Annotated in this window: 14 protein-coding genes; 5 read left to right on the top strand and 9 right to left on the bottom strand. The window is 36.2% G+C overall.

What is annotated here, in order from left to right:
• The first annotated feature begins 25 nt into the window (after positions 1–25).
• The 4 genes from C1631_RS12425 to C1631_RS12410 all read left to right on the top strand — a co-directional run bounded on the left by C1631_RS12425 (position 26) and on the right by C1631_RS12410 (position 3,011).
• The gene (locus C1631_RS12425; RefSeq protein WP_103247628.1) at positions 26–604 is read left to right on the top strand and encodes an adenylate kinase; all 579 of its coding nucleotides are present in this window, start codon (positions 26–28) and stop codon (positions 602–604) included.
• Positions 605–668: 64 nt separating this feature from the next.
• Positions 669–1,652 (top strand): GTPase ObgE, encoded by a 984-nt coding sequence (obgE, locus tag C1631_RS12420; RefSeq protein WP_103247627.1) that lies wholly within the window; start codon positions 669–671, stop codon positions 1,650–1,652.
• 154 nt (positions 1,653–1,806) lie between these two features.
• Entirely contained in the window at positions 1,807–2,295 is a 489-nt protein-coding gene (locus C1631_RS12415; RefSeq protein WP_109712462.1) for a DUF6438 domain-containing protein, read from the top strand.
• Between the two features lie 95 nt (positions 2,296–2,390).
• Positions 2,391–3,011, top strand: coding sequence for a porin family protein (locus C1631_RS12410; RefSeq protein WP_103247625.1), 621 nt, complete (start codon positions 2,391–2,393; stop codon positions 3,009–3,011).
• A gap of 146 nt (positions 3,012–3,157) precedes the next feature.
• On the opposite strand, the gene C1631_RS12405 is transcribed toward C1631_RS12410, so the two are convergent.
• From C1631_RS12405 to C1631_RS12395, 3 genes are all read right to left on the bottom strand, one after another.
• Positions 3,158–4,324: an autotransporter outer membrane beta-barrel domain-containing protein gene (locus C1631_RS12405; protein WP_109712460.1), complete on the bottom strand. Its 1,167-nt coding sequence runs from the start codon at positions 4,322–4,324 to the stop codon at positions 3,158–3,160.
• Positions 4,325–4,418: 94 nt separating this feature from the next.
• Entirely contained in the window at positions 4,419–6,218 is a 1,800-nt protein-coding gene (locus tag C1631_RS12400) for a 3-coathanger stack domain-containing protein (protein ID WP_109712458.1), read from the bottom strand.
• A 19-nt stretch (positions 6,219–6,237) separates the two neighbouring features.
• Positions 6,238–7,416, bottom strand: a complete 1,179-nt coding sequence (locus tag C1631_RS12395; protein ID WP_103247622.1) for an autotransporter outer membrane beta-barrel domain-containing protein — start codon at positions 7,414–7,416, stop codon at positions 6,238–6,240.
• Between the two features lie 274 nt (positions 7,417–7,690).
• Between C1631_RS12395 and C1631_RS12390 the strand changes: the two genes are divergently transcribed.
• The gene (locus C1631_RS12390; RefSeq protein WP_109712456.1) at positions 7,691–8,998 is read left to right on the top strand and encodes a DEAD/DEAH box helicase; all 1,308 of its coding nucleotides are present in this window, start codon (positions 7,691–7,693) and stop codon (positions 8,996–8,998) included.
• A gap of 40 nt (positions 8,999–9,038) precedes the next feature.
• On the opposite strand, the gene C1631_RS12385 is transcribed toward C1631_RS12390, so the two are convergent.
• From C1631_RS12385 to C1631_RS12360, 6 genes are all read right to left on the bottom strand, one after another.
• Positions 9,039–9,809 carry a TatD family hydrolase gene (locus C1631_RS12385; protein WP_103247620.1) on the bottom strand — a complete coding sequence of 257 codons (771 nt, stop codon included), beginning with the start codon at positions 9,807–9,809 and terminating at the stop codon, positions 9,039–9,041.
• A gap of 4 nt (positions 9,810–9,813) precedes the next feature.
• The gene (locus C1631_RS12380) at positions 9,814–10,335 is read right to left on the bottom strand and encodes a DUF4269 domain-containing protein (RefSeq protein ID WP_103247619.1); all 522 of its coding nucleotides are present in this window, start codon (positions 10,333–10,335) and stop codon (positions 9,814–9,816) included.
• Positions 10,336–11,286, bottom strand: coding sequence for a GSCFA domain-containing protein (locus C1631_RS12375; RefSeq protein ID WP_109712454.1), 951 nt, complete (start codon positions 11,284–11,286; stop codon positions 10,336–10,338).
• A 68-nt stretch (positions 11,287–11,354) separates the two neighbouring features.
• A complete protein-coding gene (locus C1631_RS12370; RefSeq protein ID WP_109712452.1) occupies positions 11,355–12,326 on the bottom strand; it encodes a polyprenyl synthetase family protein in 972 nt (323 codons plus the stop codon).
• A 349-nt stretch (positions 12,327–12,675) separates the two neighbouring features.
• Positions 12,676–13,215, bottom strand: coding sequence for a hypothetical protein (locus C1631_RS12365; RefSeq protein ID WP_103247616.1), 540 nt, complete (start codon positions 13,213–13,215; stop codon positions 12,676–12,678).
• Between the two features lie 7 nt (positions 13,216–13,222).
• Positions 13,223–20,107 carry an RHS repeat-associated core domain-containing protein gene (locus C1631_RS12360; RefSeq protein ID WP_109712450.1) on the bottom strand — a complete coding sequence of 2,295 codons (6,885 nt, stop codon included), beginning with the start codon at positions 20,105–20,107 and terminating at the stop codon, positions 13,223–13,225.
• Between the last annotated feature and the right edge of the window lie 101 nt (positions 20,108–20,208).

Here is a 20,208-nt window from a genome sequence, read left to right as displayed (position 1 = left end):
CAATCGCTGGCAGCGAATCAACATTATGATAAACATTGTTCTGTTCGGCCCTCCAGGAAGTGGAAAAGGAACACAAGCTCAGAATCTAATCGAGAAATTCAATTTAAAGCAGGTTTCAACTGGTGATCTTTTCAGATATAACATGAAAAATGATACCGAACTTGGAAAATTAGCTAAATCATACATCGATAAGGGAGAATTGGTTCCGGATCAGGTAACAACAGATATGCTGATTGATGAAATCAGAAAACCGACAGATACCAACGGTTTTATTTTTGACGGATATCCAAGAACTACTGCTCAGACAGAGGCTTTGGAGAAAATTGTTAAAGAAGAACTCAATGACGAGATTGACATCTGTCTTTCTTTAGTGGTAGAGGATAAAATTCTGGTTGAAAGACTTCTGAAAAGAGGCGAAACCAGTGGAAGATCAGACGACAGCAATGTAGAGATCATCGAAAATAGAATTAAAGAATATTATACTAAAACAGCAGAAGTAGCCGAGCTTTATAAGCAGCAGGGGAAATATGTAGAGATCAACGGCGTGGGAGGAATTGATGAGATTTCCCAGAAGCTTTTCGCTGAAGTAGAGAAAATTAAATAATCGAGATTCAGGATACGGGACAGCAAATTTTGTCTCATAGCTTGCATCTTGCAACACAAACTATATGTCTAACTTTGTAGATTACGTAAAAATCCATTGTAAAAGCGGACACGGAGGAGCAGGTTCTGCACACCTTCGCCGTGAAAAGTATATTCCTAAAGGAGGCCCTGACGGAGGTGACGGAGGTCGTGGAGGCCACGTCATTATGAGAGGAAATGCTCAGGAATGGACTTTACTACCCCTTCGATACACCCGTCACATAAAAGCGGAGCGTGGTGAAAACGGAGCGAAAAACCAGTTGACCGGAGCTGACGGTTCTGATATTTATATCGATGTTCCTATTGGGAGTATTGCTAAAAATGAAGACGGTGAAATTATCGGAGAAATCCTTGAAGATAAGCAGGAAATCATTTTGATGCATGGTGGAAAAGGCGGAAAAGGAAACGAGCATTTCAAATCCTCAACCAATCAGACTCCAAGATATGCTCAACCCGGAATGGATGGCGAGGAAGGCTATATTATTTTCGAGCTTAAAATTTTGGCGGATGTAGGATTAGTAGGATTCCCGAATGCCGGAAAATCTACACTTCTAGCTTCTGTTTCTGCTGCTAAGCCTAAAATTGCCAATTATGCTTTTACCACTTTGACTCCCAATCTTGGTATTGTAGACTATAGAAATTACAAATCATTTGTGATGGCTGATATTCCAGGAATCATTGAAGGAGCGGCTGAAGGAAAAGGTTTAGGACATAGGTTTTTAAGACATATTGAAAGAAACTCTATCCTTTTATTCTTAATTCCGGCAGATTCTGAAGATCATTACCAGGAGTTTAAAATTCTTGAAAATGAATTGAAGGAATATAACCCTGAACTTATGGATAAGGATTTTATTATTTCAGTTTCCAAATCTGACCTTTTGGATGATGAACTGAAAAAAGAGATTTCCGCTGAATTTCCTGAAAATAAACAACCTTTATTCTTTTCAGGAGTTACAGGAGAAGGTCTTGTCGAATTGAAAGATGCGATCTGGAAACAATTACACGGATAAAAGAAGTATCAGAAATACCGGATATTAAAAAAATAGAGAACCTCAGATTTATTCTGAGGTTTTTTTATCAAAACGACCTTGGTTAAAGATGAGAAAATACAATCAAAGGGATTTTTTGGAACAGTTATTGACAGAATTTCTAAAATTGTAAGCTATGAAATATTTACTAAGTCTTTTTGCATTTGTATTTTTATTTTCATGTACTTCTCAAAAAGTCGATGCAACATATTCTAAAATTGAATATCAGGCAACGCCATGTTTTGGATTCTGTCCTGTATTTAAAATAACCATCAATCCGGACAGATCTGCAATTTTTGAAGCTGAGCATTTTAATTTCACTGATAAACCTTCAAAAGACGAGTTTTCAAAACCTCGTGAAGGTACTTTTAAAGGAACAATTAAAGAAGCTGATTATCATAAATTAATCAGTCTTTTAAATGGATTGGATGTAAAAAATTTAAAAGATAAATACGGCGAAAGAAATATTACAGACCTTCCGACCTCTTATTTAAGAATCAATTTTAATGACAGAACTTCAAAAAATATAGAAGACTACGGAAAACGAGGCAGCGAAAAGCTTTCCGAAGTATACCGTTTCTTTGAAGACCTGAGAAAAAACCAGCAATGGACTAAGGTAGAATAAACCTTATCAAAATATTTAAATTATCTTTGTACACCTATAATTCCTTCAAATGAAGGAATTATTTTTATAAAATTATTAACCATTCAAAAAAAAACATGAAGAAGAATATTTTTTTGACAACATTATTGGCCATATCAGGGATCCTCAGTGCCCAAAGCGGGCCTATGAGTTTTGGAGCTAAAGGAGGATACACCCTATCAAGTATGAAATATTTTGGAGAAAATCTGGACTCAAAATCTTATTTTTATGTGGGTATTCTGGCTGAAAAACCCTTATCTTCCAAATTCAGTGTGCAGGCAGAGGTTCTGTATACTCAACTGGGTGGCAAAGACTCATATCCCGGAGTTCAATTAGTTGGTAATGAAATTGTAAGTGTAGGTGATATGAAATTTGATTATACACTTCATCAGATTCAGGTTCCAATTTCTGCCAAGTATTATTTTATTCCTAATCTTTCTGCTTCAGTGGGGATGAACTTTGGATTTAATATTTCCAGTAAAGTAACATCTGACACTATTTTTGGAGAGGTTAGCGGAGAATCTGACGGCATAAAGACTTTAAACCTTTTTCCTTTCCTCGGCGCAGAATATAAAATTACTGATAAGTTTTTTGTGGATGCAAGATATCATTTCAACTTCTTTGAAGCCAATAAAAGTAATGCTGTTCCTACAAAAATCGGATTTTTACAGGCGGGTGTAGGATACAGATTTAAATAATTTGTTGGAATATAGCATCAAAATAAATGGCTGCCCAAATATAGGCAGCCATTCTCTTTACAATTAAAATAATATATATTACTTCCTGAACGAGCCTTATATAAAAAGACAGTCGTCCAAATGAAGAACAGTCATTAATGATGGTACTACTTCACCTTTTTTTCAAGGGCTTCAATTCTTTTTTGTTGCTCAAGAGTATACAGGGTAAGTTCTTCAATTTTTTTAAGCAAAAGAATGTTCATCTCCTTTAATTCAATACCATTTTTAATTGCTTCATCTGTCGTAGGTACCTCAGGTAAATGTCCATTTTTATCGATAAATTTTGCAAGATCGTTCAATGGCATTAGTTGATAATCTTTTGCGAAGACATAATCTGCCCATCCGTTATTAGCGGCAATATCCACCTTTACTTTTTCGGTTCTGATTCCGTCTTTTACAAATAGTTTATATTTCTGACCATCTGCGGCTACTCCATCAGCAGGAAGCTGGGTTGTATACTGCCCAATACCGATTGTTCCGTTGTTTCCAACAATCCAGTTTCCAATATTCAATTCGTTAGAAGGGCTCGTTCCTACGGCAGCAATATTATTTCCTATATAAATATTACCGGTTGCATTGTTGACCAATGGAGCATTGTTTGTACCTATAACAACATTGTAACTAGCATTTACCGTTCTCATAAATGAGTTATTCCCCAATATGGTATTGAATGATCCGTTATTAATATCCATTAAAGCACTTGTTCCAATTGCTGTATTTCCTACCAAAGGAACCGAGGCAGTACTTCCCCACGAGCGCATCGCACCATGCCCTATTGCTGTATTAAATTCACCTGCAATCATTCCTCCTAATGTATTAACACCAACAGCCACGTTACTGCTAGCGCTCACTGAATTCTGCATAGAATTAATTCCCAAAGCAGTATTCAAAGATCCGGTCGTACTTTTTGTCATTGTATTATAACCTAACGCCGTATTTGATGACCCCGTTGTATTAGAGCTCATTGAACCTAGTCCTACCGCTACGTTAGCATAGTTAGTTCCTCCTGCATTATTGGAAGGTACTTCATTCCCTCCTCCAATATATAAATTGTAAGCCCAGGTTTGGGAGTGAACATCAAAAAAAACAAGCCTGCCATTAGGTGATAATTTCATTTTTTCGGAGCCGTTGATTTTAAAAATCAGTGGCTGATTATCGGTAGTTCCAATAAAATTTGAAGAAGGATTTGTTCCTGCATTTCCGGTAAGATTCCAGGATTGAGCGTTAGCTTGCAGACCCAAAATAGCGGCCATTAAAATGATGGTTTTTTTCATGTTTTATAAAGGTATTTTTTGATATCTTGATTTAAAATAATAAGATTAAGTCCTGCTTTTTACCGGACATCATCTTTGATTAATACATCTTTGGTTATTGAACAATAATCTTTTTAGAGGTACTTGTTCCGTTATCCAATTTAATAACCAATAAATAAGAGGATTTTGGTACTCTTTCTACAGGAACTGTTGCTTCCGTTCCATTAAGAACCATCTTTCCTGAAAGATCATACAACACCCAGCCTGCAACTTTATTTCTACCAGAATCTATTTTAACTATTGTAGATGCAGGATTTGGATAAATTTTAACCTCTGAAGAACCGATATTCAGGGCTGTTTTGGCCAAATTAGGTTCCATAGCACCTACTGTTCTTTCTTTAAGGAAAGCTGAAATAGTACATGGGCTGATATAAGCCTTAAATGCTCCATTGTTGACTGCATTAACACTGAATCCTGGCAGTAAATCGACATTTAAACCTGCTTTATAGTCTACAGTCAGATTATCATTAATAACTGAAGAGGCAAAAATAGATTTCCCGGCCTGATAGGTTTGTGAAGAGGTAACCGGTGTCGTAATCGTTAAAACATCAGGACAAGGATTAACAGCATCACTTAAAGACGGAACCAATTGAGGAAAAGAAAATCCATTTTTGGTACCTGCAGGTGGGTTAATAATACTCGAAGGATTCACAGTAGGGCTCCAGACATCCGGATTATTAATGACTCTCCAGGAATAAGCCGGATAAGGGGAAGTCTGAGATTCAAAATGAACTTCATAATAGCCATATCCGTCATCCTGAAGCTTAGTATTAAATATCATATAAAGCTTTCCGTTAGTGGCTCTTTGTATACTTGCGGTAGATCCATTAAATGAAAAATCGTAGTGGCTGCTTGAATTACTTGCTCCCACCAAACTTCCTGTGCTGATATTGTACATTGCCAATCCGGACCATCCAATAAGACCTTGAGGATATAGACATAAGCAAGCTTCAGCCCCGATAAAATAGATGATATTACTATCCGGAGAAAATTCTGCACTGTTCGGAGTATTACTTGCATCACTATAATAGGCTATCAAATTATTGTTTGCAATAACATTTACAGCATTGGTCACAGTTCCTGTAGTGTTATTAAAATCAGACAGCCATAAAGCTTTATACTTTCTGGTTAAAAGCTTTTTAGAGTTGGGTGATATCTTAATAAAAGAACCATATTCCATTCCTGCACTTACTACAGGGGTTGTGTTTACTCCGCTGGCATCTAATTTATAGGATAATATATTCCCGTTATTAGCACTTACAATCCAATAAGAATTTCCATCACTTCCAAATGTAGAAGTCAAGGCATTAGTCGGAGAATTGCTAAACAATATGTTATTTTTGGAGATCACTTTCCCTAAACCGCCATTTAAAGACATATCTACAATAGCATACCTAAGTCCATAATTGGTTGCTGGATTTGGAGTAGGTACTGTAATCTGATCTTTTAGATTTCTGTCTCCATTAATGTAAAACACATAGTATTTTGAATTTGAGCCAGGTAAAGGTAGAATTACAGAAGATTGGTCTGATGGATTTCCGATAGAATTGTATTCATAAGAAATGGTTCCAAACAAATGGTCTCCTCCATCCATGATCCCATTATTTTTGTTATAAATGTTATAACCATTGGAATAGAAAAGTAGATTCCCTGTATTTTTATCGCTGATTACTGAGCTGGCATATCTTATATGTGGATTTAATCCTGTGGTCTGGGTGAATCCGTTTGGTGCAGCATTCGCATCAAAACGCCAGTTATTACTTCCAAATCTCCAATTGTCATTTTCATGCTGAGCCTGTGCAAGCCCGCTTCCAATAAGTATAAGAACGAATAGAAAAATATTTTTGGTTTTCATAGGTTAAAAGTTTTGATTATTATAATGAATTGACTTTACTTTTCAATGCTTCAATTTCTTCTTTCTGAGTTTTTAACTCTTTATTTTGATCAATGAGATGTAAGGTAAGTTCTTCTACTTTCTTTAAAAGTAAAATATTCATTTCCTTTAATTCAATGCCATTTTTAATAGCCTCTTCTGTAGTAGGAACTTCAGGCAAATGTCCATTTTTATCGATGAATTTTGCAAGATCGTTCAATGGCATTAGTTGATAATCTTTTGCGAAGACATAATCTGCCCATCCGTTGTTAGCAGCAATATCCACCTTTACTTTTTCGGTTCTGATTCCGTCCTTTACAAATAATTTATATTTAATTCCGTCTGAAGAAATACCGTCAGCAGGTAACTGAGTGGCAAATTGCCCGATACCTATGGTTCCATTGTTTCCAATAATCCAGTTTCCGATATTCAGTTGATTATCTACAGATGCCGCGTTAGCTTGTACTCTGGAACCTATAAAAATATTTTGATTGCCTTCAATCACCATTTCAGCGGCATGAGTTCCAATGACAATATTATCATTTCCCGTGGTAAAAGTTCTCATTGCCCTTTTCCCGATGGAAATATTCCTGCTTCCATTCCTTAGATATGTTAACGATCCGGCTCCAACAGCTGTATTCTCCGTAATATTATCAGTAGCAACAGCACTATAGCCTCCCAATGCAGCGGTTCCTAACGCTGTATTTTCCGCCATGGATCCTAATCCTCCCAGAGAATTTGCCCCTACTCCTGTATTACCGTTTCCTACGTTCCCATTTATCATGGAATTGCTTCCTATGGCTGTATTGGAAGCTCCAGTTGTAATGGCTCTCCCCGAATTGGATCCCACAGCAGTATTTGCACCACCAGTAGTGTCATTGATAAGTGAGCCCATTCCTACAGAAGTATTGGCTTTTCCCGTAGCAATTTCATTACCTCCGCCTAAGAATAAGTTGGTATCCCATCCTAAGTTGGTATCCATATTCTGAAAAATGATTCTTCCCTTGGGGGTAATCTTCATTAATTCTGTGTTATTTGCTTTAAAAACAAGGGGTTGATTGTCTGTAGTTCCGATAAAGTTCGTTCCGGGAACTGTTCCTGAATTTCCGGTAAGATTCCAGGATTGAGCGTTAGCATGCATACCGGATACGGCAGCAAGGAGAATGATGATTTTTTTCATGGTTTATTTTTAGTTCTAAGCCAAATATACATTATAACCATGATATTTTTTACTTAATTACATTAAAAGATTATAAAGTTTTAAAACTCTTTATTTTTTTATTAAAGACTAATTAAAAGAAACACGACATCAATTGAAACACAAACCATTAATTATAAATATCTTAGACAAGACAAAGTCTGGTCAAAATTCTTTAAAATATTTAGAGTACCTTTGCAAAATGTAATTCTTTCAGACTGAAGGAATTTTTTATTTAAATTTTAAAATAATTCATTTGAATTTTACAGACTTAAACTTAATAGAACCTATTGCTAAGGCAATCCAGGAACAAGGATATACTAATCCAACCCCTATTCAGGAAAGATCTATTCCTGATATTTTACAGGGCAGAGATTTTCTGGGATGTGCTCAAACCGGGACAGGTAAAACTGCCGCTTTTTCTATTCCTATTTTACAGAATTTATCTAAAAATAAAATTTCGAACAATCATATAAAGGCTTTAATTCTTACTCCTACAAGAGAATTGGCCATTCAGATTGAAGAAAATATCAATGCGTACGGAAAATACCTTCCTTTAAAACAACTTGTTATTTTCGGTGGAGTAAAACAAGGAAATCAGGAAGCTGCTCTGAAAAGAGGAGTGGATATTCTGGTAGCAACTCCGGGAAGACTTCTTGATTTTATTGCGCAAGGTATCATCAGCCTTAGAAACCTTGAAATTTTTGTTCTTGATGAAGCAGACAGAATGCTTGATATGGGTTTTGTACATGACGTAAAAAGAATCATCAAACTTTTGCCACAGAAAAGACAAACCCTGTTCTTCTCTGCAACTATGCCTGGTGAAATTCAGAAACTGGCCAACTCTATACTGAATAACCCGGTAAAAGTAGAAGTAACACCTGTTTCGTCTACTGCAGATACAATCAAACAATCAGTTTATTTTGTTGAAAGAGAAAATAAACTAAACCTTCTGTCGCATATCCTTAAAAATGATATTGCGGATTCTGTACTGGTATTTGCCAGAACAAAACATGGGGCGGATAAAATCGCAAGAAAGCTTCAGAAAGATAATATTTCTGCAGAAGCGATCCACGGGAATAAGTCTCAGAATGCAAGACAAAACGCTTTGAATAATTTCAAATCAGGGAAAACAAGAGTTCTGGTTGCTACTGATATTGCGGCAAGGGGAATTGATATTGATGAACTGAAATTTGTCATCAACTTTGAACTTTCTGATGTTTCTGAAACCTATGTACACAGAATCGGAAGAACAGGTAGAGCCGGATCTGAAGGAACCTCTATCTCTTTTGTAGATAGCCTGGATCTTTTAAATCTAAAAAATACAGAAAAACTTATTGGAAAGAAAATTCCTGTGATTAAAGACCATCCTTTCCACACCGATGATCTTGTTGCTGAAAAAAGAGATTCCAATAATAAGCCGGTTCGTGCAGGAGGAGAACAAGGGGCAAAACAACCGCCAAGAGGACCTAGAAATAACGGAAATAAAAAGAAGCCTTCTTCGCCTACCGCTTCCGTTGGATTTAAGAAGCCTAAAAATAAAAATTTCACAAGAAAAAAATAAATAAAAACCCTTTTCAAGTCTGAAAAGGGTTTTTATTTTGTTATTGTACAGTCACAAAAAGTTTTTTCGCATTTTCTGTAGTAATTCTGTCAATCTCTGAAAAATCTTTTCCATAGATATTAACCAATTTTCCTGCCACGAGATCAAGATAAGAGCTTTCATTTCTTTTCCCTCTGTAAGGAACCGGAGCCAGGTAAGGTGAATCTGTCTCCAGAACAATTTTATCTAAAGGGACTTCATGCAAAAACTGGTCAATCTTTCCATTTTTAAAAGTAACAACTCCACCAATTCCCAGGATAAAATTCAAACCAATGGCATGTTTTGCCTGCTCAAGATTTCCGGAAAAACAATGGAAAATACCTCTTAGTTTTGGATGCTTTTTTCTCTCCAACACTTCAAATGTTTCATCAAAACTTTCTCTTGTATGGATCACAATCGGAAGGTCTTTCTCTATAGCCCAGTCGATTTGTTGCTCAAAAGCCTTCACTTGTATCTCTAAAGTTGTTTTATCCCAGTACAGATCAATCCCGATTTCTCCTATAGCCGGAAAATGTCTTTGATCAAGATAATTTTTAACAATTTCCAGTTCTTTTTCCCAGGACTCCGGCTTTACACAACACGGATGTAGTCCCATCATTGAAAAAATCTGCGCGGGATATTCACTTTCCAGTTGCAACATTTTTTCATGTGATTCGGAATCAATAGCAGGAAGATAAAATTCTGTAATACCTTTATCTAAAGCTCTCTGTATTGCTTCTCTTCTATCTTCATCAAACTCTTCTGCGTATAGGTGCGTATGTGTATCAATCATTTTCTTATAATTTTAACAGATCTTCATAAGGGTTTTCGAGATCCATCAGCATTCCAAATGCCGGTTCTGTTTTAATCCCCTGTTTTTTAAGTTCTATTATCTTTTGTTTAAACTTCTCTCCTTTTTCCTGTAATATTTTGTGCTCAGCAAGCATATGAAGATAGGCGTTTTGCTCTGTTGTAGGCTTATTTTGTCCGAAAATTTCAATGGGAAACCCTTCCAATATAAAATTGAGCGTAATACATCTTTCGCCATTTACAACAGGATGTTCTACGTCCACATCGTAAGGGATAAATCTGCTCAACATTAAATCATCCAGAAAGTCTTCTTCAAACCTTAAATCCACTTCAAAAATAATATCCAGGTCACTTCCTTCAATATCAATTTCAATAGGAACAGTTCCTGCTAAAATGGGGGAATAGTCTTTTAATTTCTCAAAAATACGGTGCTTACTAAGAACTTCGTAAGCTCTTTTTTGTCTTTCATTACCATTTTTCAAATAGTCAATCCTGGTAAAATCGATCATTTAAAATATTTTATGTTTTACCTTTTCTCGTTGTCTTTCAATTCTCTGATCTAATTTCTCCTTAAATTCTATAAACTTAGGATCTTTTTTATCACTGGTCTTATGCTCCAGAGCTTTCATAATTTTAAAATTCTCCTTGATAAAATCTTTGGTTTCATTTGAAAAATAAGCATCTCCGAATTTATCAAATATATAGTTGACTGCCTGGGTACTGGGATGGATCATATCTTCTTTGTAAAAACGGTAATCCCGCAGATCATCCATCAAAATCTCATACACCGGTAAATAATGACAATCTTCAAACAGAGAAATCGATTCATGAATAGCAGTAATTAATTTGGACTTGCTCAGTTGATTTTCGACCATACCATCTTTTGTATGACGAACAGGTGAAACGGTAAATAAAATTTGCACCCCTTCTTTACAAATGTCTTTAAGATCCAGAATGGTATTATAAATCGCCGCAGTAAGTTCCTGATGTGAAAGCAGTCTTTTCTCAAAAAACTTCTGTGGGATCTTATGGCAATTGGCCACCAGCTTTTTTTTGGGGATAAACTCATAAATGAACGAACTTCCATAGGTAACAATCACCCAGTCTGCCTCCTGAAGAAAAGCGTTTCCTGCTACGATAGCACCATTAATTTTATCTAATGTCTGATGAATATATCTCGTATCAAAACTTGTGTGATGATCGAGGGAAATATATTCGTCGTTATAAGTAATTAAATCTTCCTCCTCATAAAATGCAGAGTCATGAAGAATCTTTACTTCATGATGAATTGAGTAAGGATTAAAAATAGTTCCAAAAGGATTATTAAGAGTTTGAAGTTGCCCTTGTTGAAGCAAATCAGTCATTTCAGAGGCAAAACATGAACCTATTGAAAATATTTTATCTTCAATTTCAATCTTCTGTTCTGATTTGGGAATATCAACTTCTGTTCTGAATTTCATTGTACAGGTATTAGGTGGCTGGAAATAGGTTGCAGGAGTTACCTGCGACCTGCCCTCTGCTCCCTAGATTAACTTTCTCTTCTCAACAAATAATTTGCCAGTTCGATAAACGGTTTTTTCTTTTCTTCTGGAATATCAATTTTTTCAAGATAGCTTTGTCCTATTTCGTTATGCTTTTCAATAAGACGGAGTGCTTTTTCATCAACTTTCGTTCTTCTGAAAATCTTTTCTACGCCGTATACCTTGTCAATATTTTCAGTTTTTTTAGAATACCAGTAGTCCAGCTCCTTTCTTTCTTCATCTGTTGCATGTTCTCTTGCCAGCAGATATAAAACTGTTTTTTTATTTTCATAGATATCCCCGGCATGTTTCTTTCCAAACTGGGCCTGATCTCCGAAAACATCGAGATAATCATCCATAATCTGGAAGGCTATTCCGATATGTTTTCCAAAGTTGAAAATTGCTTTTGCATCTTTAAAATCAGCTCTCGCTATCAAGGCTCCTATTTCGAAAGAAGAAGCACTCAACACTCCGGTTTTGTAGGTAATCATTCGGATATAGTCATCAAAAGTTACATCCTTCTGAGTTTCAAAGTTGATATCATATTGCTGCCCTTCACACAATAAAAGACCTGTGTGTGTAAAAATCCGGATGCAGGCCTTGAAGATTTCCGGCTCAAGATCTTCGAAGAATTTATATGCCTTCAACATCAGTCCGTCTCCTGAAAGAATCCCAACATTAATCCCGTGCAGAGTATGAATGGTAGGTTTATTTCTCCTTAAAGGAGCCTCATCCATAATATCATCATGGATCAGGGTGAAATTATGGAAAAACTCAATAGCCAGCGCCGGCTTTATAGCTTCTTTAAGGTCTCCCCCAAACAGATCACAAGCCATCAATACCATAATAGGGCGAAGACGCTTTCCACCATGGGAAATGATGTAATTCATCGGCTCATAGAGCTCTCTGGGTTTATCTTTAAAAGTATACTTATTGATTGCGTCTCCAACAAGTTGCTGGTATCTGTCTAAAAATTCCATAAAATCTTATAATTTGAACAAAAATACGATTTTTAAAAAGGTAAGAAAGTAAAAACGCAAACTCTTTTTGGTAAAAGTTACTTGATTCCTTTTGACATAATGGATGGCTATGGTAAGTGATTTTTTTGAATATCAATCATAAAACAGCACCAAGTTATATGATATATATATATGTATACACAAAGCCACCTCATGATAATCATAAGATGGCTTTGTTTCAATTTGTAACAATATGTACTCTGTCAGATTGTTTTACGTAATCTTCTGTAATACTATTTTTAGTGCATGAGATTTGAATATCTGATCATCTCTGTGCAATATAAAATTTAAAAAATTTTGACAATACCTTTTATGGCTCTAATGGTATTTTAATATTGATTTTGTCATCAAAAATTTTATAACCTTTACGTTTAAGATCTTTTATATATTTTGAACAACCTAATAGAGTTGCAGTATATTCATTATGCTTAGATTGAATTTCTAAATCATATTTTTCCGTTTTTTTGATCTTATAGTAAAAATCTATATTTAAAATTTCAAGTTGCACTGTCAAAGAATCTCTTTTGTTTACTAATAATAAATCGGCTTTGCAATCCTCCAGATCTCTTGAATAATAGCCTTTCGGGATCATTTTTTCTGGAACATCATACAATTCATTATTTTCGTACACATATGTTTTACCATTAAATCCCTGGGGATCTATAATATAATTATCATCTGTATGATTAATGATTTTATATGTATAGGGATTAGCTCCGTCCAAATATCTTTGCATTGACACACTGGAATCTAGTAAAATAATTTCCAGATCACTTCTAGTATTTACCTTTATCTGAGACAAATAAAAACTGTAAATACATGTTGCAATCAATATACAAGTTCTTTTCATTTTATGTTTATTTAATAAGCAAAAATGATGGTACAAAACCCATTTTCACTTTATGATCAATACCTGTTGAATCCATAACTCCTGTCCATTTATATTCTTCAAAATAGGCTCTATATTCCATAATATCAGTAATGCTAGGAAGCTTCCAAAATGTTTTATAGAATCCTGAAACATAATCAATAGAGTGTCTCATTTCATGTATAAATACTGTGGCCAGTTTATAATTAGACTTTGAAGTCAGTCCTGGAGCCAATATAACTTTTCCTTCGGCATTTGTAATTCCCCATGCAGGATGTTTTCCACCAGAGTATAATTTACGGTCTGCAGTAATCGTTAGTTTTGCATTATCACCTTTTTCCCATTCAGCGATAGTATTGGCGTCAGCAAATTCTGCCCATTGTGCACTATTATCCCAATATTCTTTAAATATGGTCTTATAGGCATTTAAAGTTGTTTGATTTGCCTTATCTTTTGGATTTACTTTATTATCTATTAAAAATTGGTTTAGTTTTTCTTTATACTCTGACATTGCAGCCATTGTATGCAGCGCATGATTCAGTCCTGCTACAGTTCCTCCTATCAGAGCTCCCTGCCAGAAATTTCCTCCTGATAAAGCTGAACCCACACCCCCAGCAAAAGCTCCAAAACTAATCTGTCCTATAGCAGAACCAGCAGCTCCTTTGGCGATAGCTCCAAACGCACTTGCTCCTAAACTTCCTAAGGCTCCTGATAAAAATGCTTGTCCAAAATTGTATCCCTGCATTAAAGATAAGGCACCCTGAGCTACTGCATGCGCTCCTGCTTGTGCTAAAACACCTAACGTCGTCCCTGCAAATTGTGTAGCGGCGGTATATCCACTTGCTGCAGTAGTAAAAATTCCTCCTATTCCTGCTGTCACGGCTCCGCTTATTGCTCCGAAGGTTATGGATTTCAAGAATCCGCCCCAACTCCAGTTACTGGAAAAAGAAGCACTTATGATATAAGAAACTGCTCCTATTGCTGCCCCAATAACTGCTGCTGTAGCGACTGTTCCCCAGAAGACAGGTAAGGCTGCAAAAATAGCAAAAACAAACTCTCCATTTGGATCGTTATACATCAATGGATTATTCATCACGTACCCATATTTATTATAATTTTGGGTATTGGTAGGATCCTGAATATTCTCATCAGCATTTAAAAATCTTCTTAATAACGGATCATATAGTCTTCCATTCATGTGAATAATTCCTACCTCTCCAAAATGTTCATGGCTGGTATAGCCACGACCAATCATAAGATCGTTCGACAGGCTGAGGATGGTTGCTTTATCCGTTACAATGGCTCCGTTTCCTATTTGTAAATGAGTAAAGTTCCCCCATGCATCAAAATGTCTTTGCTCCAGCTTATTTCCTGCTTCATCACTCACCGCTAAGATACTTCCCAAATAATCTTTATGCAAAAATTTATAAGATCCGTTAGCCTCCGTATAATTCTTCACAAAGATAATATTGCTTTCGTAAGGATTCCCACCAATATACAGTATATGTTTTTCTTTTCCTGTCGTATTATCAGTAATGATTTCATAGCTTCCGTCTTCGTTATAGAATTTGGTAAATTTACCGTCAGCTTCTGCAGAGAAGTTTCCTCCGTAAGTAACCCTCTGCCTCATTGCTGTTAATCCATATTGGAAGGCTACATCGCCCTTTTCTCCATCAATGAATACAGGATCATTGTTTTCATTATACACAATAGTCTGGATGAGATCATTGTTGTAATTTTGAGTTCCGGCAGCATTTAAGGTCATTCCTGTTGCCTGATAAATTTTGGCAGAATTCTCAAACTTAATCGTTCCAACCTGATCATTTTGGATGATTCTGCCCTTAACATCATAAACATTTCTGTAAGCCGCAGGTTTTACTCCTGTTACCGGATCTGTCCAATTGACTAATCTATTGTTATCATCGTAATCAAAAGCCTCAACAATATTAAAGTCACCTCCCGTTGTTCTGCTTTTCAACTCATTTCTGATGGCATCAAATGAATAGGAAAGCTGTAGAATGCCTGGCTTTATTTGGGAAGAATGATTGATACCAACTAAGAAACCATTGGCATCAAAAGTATTACTCACCTGTGTTACACCTAATTTAGCTTTGGACATCTGTCCTTTTACATTGACTTCATCAAGTTGCCAAAGGATTTTCCCTGAGTTTTTATCTTTGATCTGATAAAGCTCACCATTCCATGTACTGTATACATTTTCTATATTTACTTTGGTAAGAGTACCGGAAGAGTATACCTGTTTTTCATAAGAAATTATTCTTCCTTTATCGTCATAAGTGATGCCTTTCTGGATAAAATACTTACCATTGCTGCTTTCCGAAGAAGATAAAATTCGCCCCTGAGGATCATAAGAAACATTGGACCCAAATGCCTTCCCTTTGGACGTTCCGGATTTGGAAATCAGTTTTCCTTTGTCATCATACGAATAAGAAATAGTTTTATTGGTTGCCTGCCCACCATCAACGGTAGAAATTTCTTTTTTATTAATTAGCTGTCCCAAATTATTATAAGTATACTCCTTGGTACCTTTCGGGCTGGTAAATTTCTTTGGTTGTCCGAATCCTCCATATTCATATTGATACAATCCGTTGGAAGGATCATTAAATTCCGATTTGTTTCCCCATGCATCATACTTAGTAGTCACGATATTTTCGGCATACTGAGCCTTTATCTGTTCTCCTGCAGCATTATAGGAAAATGTAACGGTTCCTCCCTTATCGGCAGTCGTTACGATATTTCCCAAGGCGTCCGCAGTTTTAGTTGTCACCCTACCATATCCGTTCAGTTCTTTCACTGTGGTAGTTAACCCTGAAACGCTGGTCTCCATTTGTTTTCCTGTAAAAGAAGTAGCCTTTATTTTAGACGGGAAAAAAGTATCATCATACTCGATGATATTCCAATCACTAACCCCTTGCCCTTCGAAAAAGGGTTCAGATTCCTTTGATTTTCTTCCTAAAATATCATATTGTGTAGCTTTTAAAACAAAATATCCCTGTCCAAAAGCTTTGGTTGAAGAAGTTATTTCCTGACCTAGCGTATTGGTGTATTTCTTGGAAATATTTCCACTCGGATCATATTGTGTAATAATCAAATTGGTAAAATAATCTTTTTCATACTGATATGTTGTTGTACCCAGTAAATTGGTTTTAGCCTTCACAAGCTTACCCCATGGATCATAGGTATTGATAAGGGTATTATTGAGAGGATCAGTTTGGGTTAAAATTTGCCCCCAATCATTATAAGTAATGTTGGTTTGCAATCCCAGGTTATCAGTCTTTTTAACGACAAACCTACCTTTATTATCATATTCTGCCTGCGTAGTCTGGCTCTGAGAATCTATGCTATTCGTGATAATTCTTTGAATAACATTTCCAAATCCATCATACATATAGGTATCCAGTATATATCCGGAATTATCTCTGTTCCATGTTTTTTGGGTTTTCAGTAAGTTGTTTTCGTATGTATATTCTTCCTTAGCAGATTTGTTATCTCCATAGGCTTGTCCTATATCAGTTTTAGACTTAGGACGACCAATATAATAATCAGCTCCAATGCCAGACGGATTATGGATATACTCAAAAGTAGAAGTCGTGATGCCATAGCCGTTATTAACATTGTAAATGCTTTGCGTAGGAAGGTAATACTCTCCGTAAGTGATATTATTCACACTGGTGATACCTGTTAAAAAATCCTTGGTTTTGATCTCTTTTGGTAGCAGTGCAGTAACAATTTTAGGTTTATCAGCATTAGATATGGAAGTGACAACCTGTCCGTTCAGCAATTTATCGATTTGATATTGTGTAAATTTAAAACTTAATAATTGTGAATTATCCTCCGAGATATCTCCCGGAAAAATCATATTTTCATTATTGGTTCTGATTGACCATTCTTTTAGTGGAACCCCGTCATTTAAAGGATCAATCTCTTTTCCAGTCCATACTTTGGTAGTTTCAAACCCATCAGCATACCAGGAAGAGCGGGCTGTTTGACGGAAGCCTACTATACCTTTCCCCTGTAAGTGAGCAATATATCCTCTATATCTGAAATCCTGCTTTCTGCCTGACATCCTGATTTGGCTTACCCCATACATCTGAGATAATCTATCCATTTCCATATAAGGATAAAATTCCTTTTTTACCGGAGTATATATATTGGGATTGATGACAGGATCAAGTTCTTTATAATCGATATCATACTGAAGGCCTCCCTGGAAGATACCTGAAATATTTTTATCAGCATTGAGATTATAATGTTGGTAACTGATCAGTTTTCTTTCCCCATTATCAACACCTTTCAATAAAAATAATATTTTAGAAGATTTATTGTTTACTCTGAAATCACCAAATAGCGGGCTTACCACTACTTTAGCTCGCTGCGAATAATAAATACGTTTTCTGGTGAAACGCCATTTAAATTCTGTATCAGCAGCATTATAATATGGTTCTGCATAATTATCAATAGACCATGTAGACAGCTGATTATTATTAGCTGCAAATATTATTGTAGAATTGACAAGGTCACTTTTCCCATCATTATCCAAATCAATCAATCCTGGTTGAGAATAGTTGACGAGAGAGGTAGGGTTCTGAGATACCTTTTTGTAATACATCAGCCCCTGAACACTTTCAGATAGAGACAGGCCGGTATTTAAATAGATAGACCATCCTGTCATATAGATATCGTTGGTTGCATTCTCATGCAATGGCAAAAGCATTTCAATATTTCTGTCCCCATTCAGATCTCCAAATTGTAGCCCATCTATCAATCCTTTTACGGTATGCAAATTTTTTAGATTGAGAACATAGGTATTGTTTTGCTTTTTCAGTTCATATTGTCTAACACTATTTAGCGGAGTATTAACGGTTCTGGTAGCTGAAGAGCCATTCTCGTTCATGTACTCTTTGGTAAAAAAGGTGACATCCGTATTTACACCGGTAGGCTCTACAAAAACGACATCCTGAGTTCCATCATTGTCAAAGTCCATAATTCCCCCTTTACTAAGGATATTTTTAGGTGTGGTACCCGGGATAATATGGATTGTATTGTTTTGTATGTCATCATTGTCCACAACTATATATCTGCTCCCTACTGTTTTACATTGCCATCTTCCTTTAGGCGGATCTGGAACAATCACTACATATTTGCACTTACGATCTTCTATTCCCATCACCAATTCAGACATTCCATCGGAGTCGATATCTGCTTCTTTTAAGGTGACAAGGCTTGATCTGTTGCTTCCATACTCATACTCAGGATCCGGATCAGGTGGATATATACCATTACCAAACTCATAGGTATTGCTGGCTATCGTTTTAGAATATTCTAATACAAGAGGGTTATTATAGGTATTTAAAACAGAAGCATCACTTTTTATAGAGTAATATTTTAATTCTATATTTCCCGTAGAGGGAGGATTAGAGCTTGAGTTTGCTTTGGAAATAATAAGCCCTTGTTTCGTTTTAATATAATTGTCTGCTGATTTTATATTAAAAGTGGTGAAACTGCTGCTAGGCCAGAAAGTAGTTGAAGCGCCCAAATAAACAAAAGAAGGGCTGCTGCTGTTGATAGCATCGAAATAAATATAATATCCATCAGGTCTGCCATTCTGAGCAGGCTGCATTACGATAAAATCAACCAATCCATCTCCATTATAATCTCCGGTCGTCACAATATTATTATAATCAGCAAAATTACTTTCACTGCTCGTGGTAGTTAATGGTTTTGCGGTAAAGGTAACCGGATTGGCTGCATCTCCTATACTGTTACCTTCCGTTACGCTTTTTACAAACTGATAGTTAACCCTGTTATTGGGATCACTATTGACCGTTTCCACGGAATAGTTCATAGAATAGCTTTTGAAGGTACTACTTCCTGCGTTAACTCTTACCGTAGTTAATATTTTACTCTGTAAGAATGGCACCCCTTTCACATAAGATGATTCCTGGATATTTCTGGGAGCGTAGTAAAAGTTAATCTGGTTGTAATGGGCTTTCCCCAGTGTTTCATTTCCGCCCCATTGGATGGTGTTAATAGTAGCTGTATTACTAGTTTGAGTATAGTTATAAGTAATATAATTCCCTTTGTTATCTTTCCATTTTACGATATTATATTCTATCGGGGTTCTTGCCTGGCTTGTTCCTGAGGCTATGGCCCCATACCAGGCTTGAGATCCGTCTTCAAAAGTCACTTCCCAATACTCCGGACCCTGCCATGCCTGTCCGGTAATAGCTCCTTTTGATTTTATTCTGGCATTGGAGAATCTTTCCGTTATATATTCAGCATTGTCTTTTCCATACTCACCGGATTTCAGGATTAGTCTTTGACCATTGAAGGTATAATAATCAGAATAATCTAATTGAATTCCTTTAAGTTCTCCATCTTTTTCAATGGTTTTTCCGATTCTGGCTATCGATGTGATCCCGGCTAAGTTCCAGCCATATCCTGCGATCCCGTTTCCGGAACCACTTGTATACACCAGATTAATTTGTGGAGCTACGCTTTTTACTCCCGGAGGTAAAGCAACTGGTACGGTAAATTGTAGTTGTCCGGATACATTGACGTCAATATTCCCTTTCGTATCATGAAAACTCTGCCCTTGTGGAGCAGTGGTACCACCTGGATTATTAGCGCCGGCATTTGAATCTGCTGGCCCACCACCCGGGTTGTCAGTCGATGGCCCGATCTTAGCAATAAATGGATTAGAGCTGCTTGATTTAGCAGAAAAACCTTGTGCAAATATTATACTCTGCGGATCCTGAACTGTTCGGGATGTAGTTTCTGCCTGATAAAGTATGGTTTGCGAAAATCCCGCCACAGAACATAAGGATAGTATAAAAGATGAAATAAATTTCATATATTATTAGGTATTTGTGTTAGTGATAATTAATGAATGATAGGTCATAAAGTTGAATGCAGAGAAAAAAGTAATTTTAATTCTTTCAATGCTTCAATTTT

Source organism: Chryseobacterium phosphatilyticum (genome assembly GCF_002899825.2).
Classification (GTDB): domain Bacteria; phylum Bacteroidota; class Bacteroidia; order Flavobacteriales; family Weeksellaceae; genus Chryseobacterium; species Chryseobacterium phosphatilyticum.
This window is presented reverse-complemented; position numbering and strand designations above follow the sequence as displayed.

Excerpts from the sequence above, each read along its gene's own strand:
- C1631_RS12360 (WP_109712450.1), bottom strand. The coding sequence starts at position 20,107 with ATGAAATTTATTTCATCTTTTATACTATCCTTATGTTCTGTGGCGGGA.
- C1631_RS12405 (WP_109712460.1), bottom strand. The coding sequence starts at position 4,324 with ATGAAAAAAACCATCATTTTAATGGCCGCTATTTTGGGTCTGCAAGCT.
- C1631_RS12425 (WP_103247628.1), top strand. The coding sequence starts at position 26 with ATGATAAACATTGTTCTGTTCGGCCCTCCAGGAAGTGGAAAAGGAACA.
- C1631_RS12380 (WP_103247619.1), bottom strand. The coding sequence starts at position 10,335 with ATGATCGATTTTACCAGGATTGACTATTTGAAAAATGGTAATGAAAGA.
- C1631_RS12370 (WP_109712452.1), bottom strand. The coding sequence starts at position 12,326 with ATGGAATTTTTAGACAGATACCAGCAACTTGTTGGAGACGCAATCAAT.
- C1631_RS12415 (WP_109712462.1), top strand. The coding sequence starts at position 1,807 with ATGAAATATTTACTAAGTCTTTTTGCATTTGTATTTTTATTTTCATGT.
- C1631_RS12410 (WP_103247625.1), top strand. The coding sequence starts at position 2,391 with ATGAAGAAGAATATTTTTTTGACAACATTATTGGCCATATCAGGGATC.
- C1631_RS12400 (WP_109712458.1), bottom strand. The coding sequence starts at position 6,218 with ATGAAAACCAAAAATATTTTTCTATTCGTTCTTATACTTATTGGAAGC.
- C1631_RS12395 (WP_103247622.1), bottom strand. The coding sequence starts at position 7,416 with ATGAAAAAAATCATCATTCTCCTTGCTGCCGTATCCGGTATGCATGCT.
- C1631_RS12365 (WP_103247616.1), bottom strand. The coding sequence starts at position 13,215 with ATGAAAAGAACTTGTATATTGATTGCAACATGTATTTACAGTTTTTAT.
- C1631_RS12385 (WP_103247620.1), bottom strand. The coding sequence starts at position 9,809 with ATGATTGATACACATACGCACCTATACGCAGAAGAGTTTGATGAAGAT.
- C1631_RS12375 (WP_109712454.1), bottom strand. The coding sequence starts at position 11,286 with ATGAAATTCAGAACAGAAGTTGATATTCCCAAATCAGAACAGAAGATT.
- obgE (WP_103247627.1), top strand. The coding sequence starts at position 669 with ATGTCTAACTTTGTAGATTACGTAAAAATCCATTGTAAAAGCGGACAC.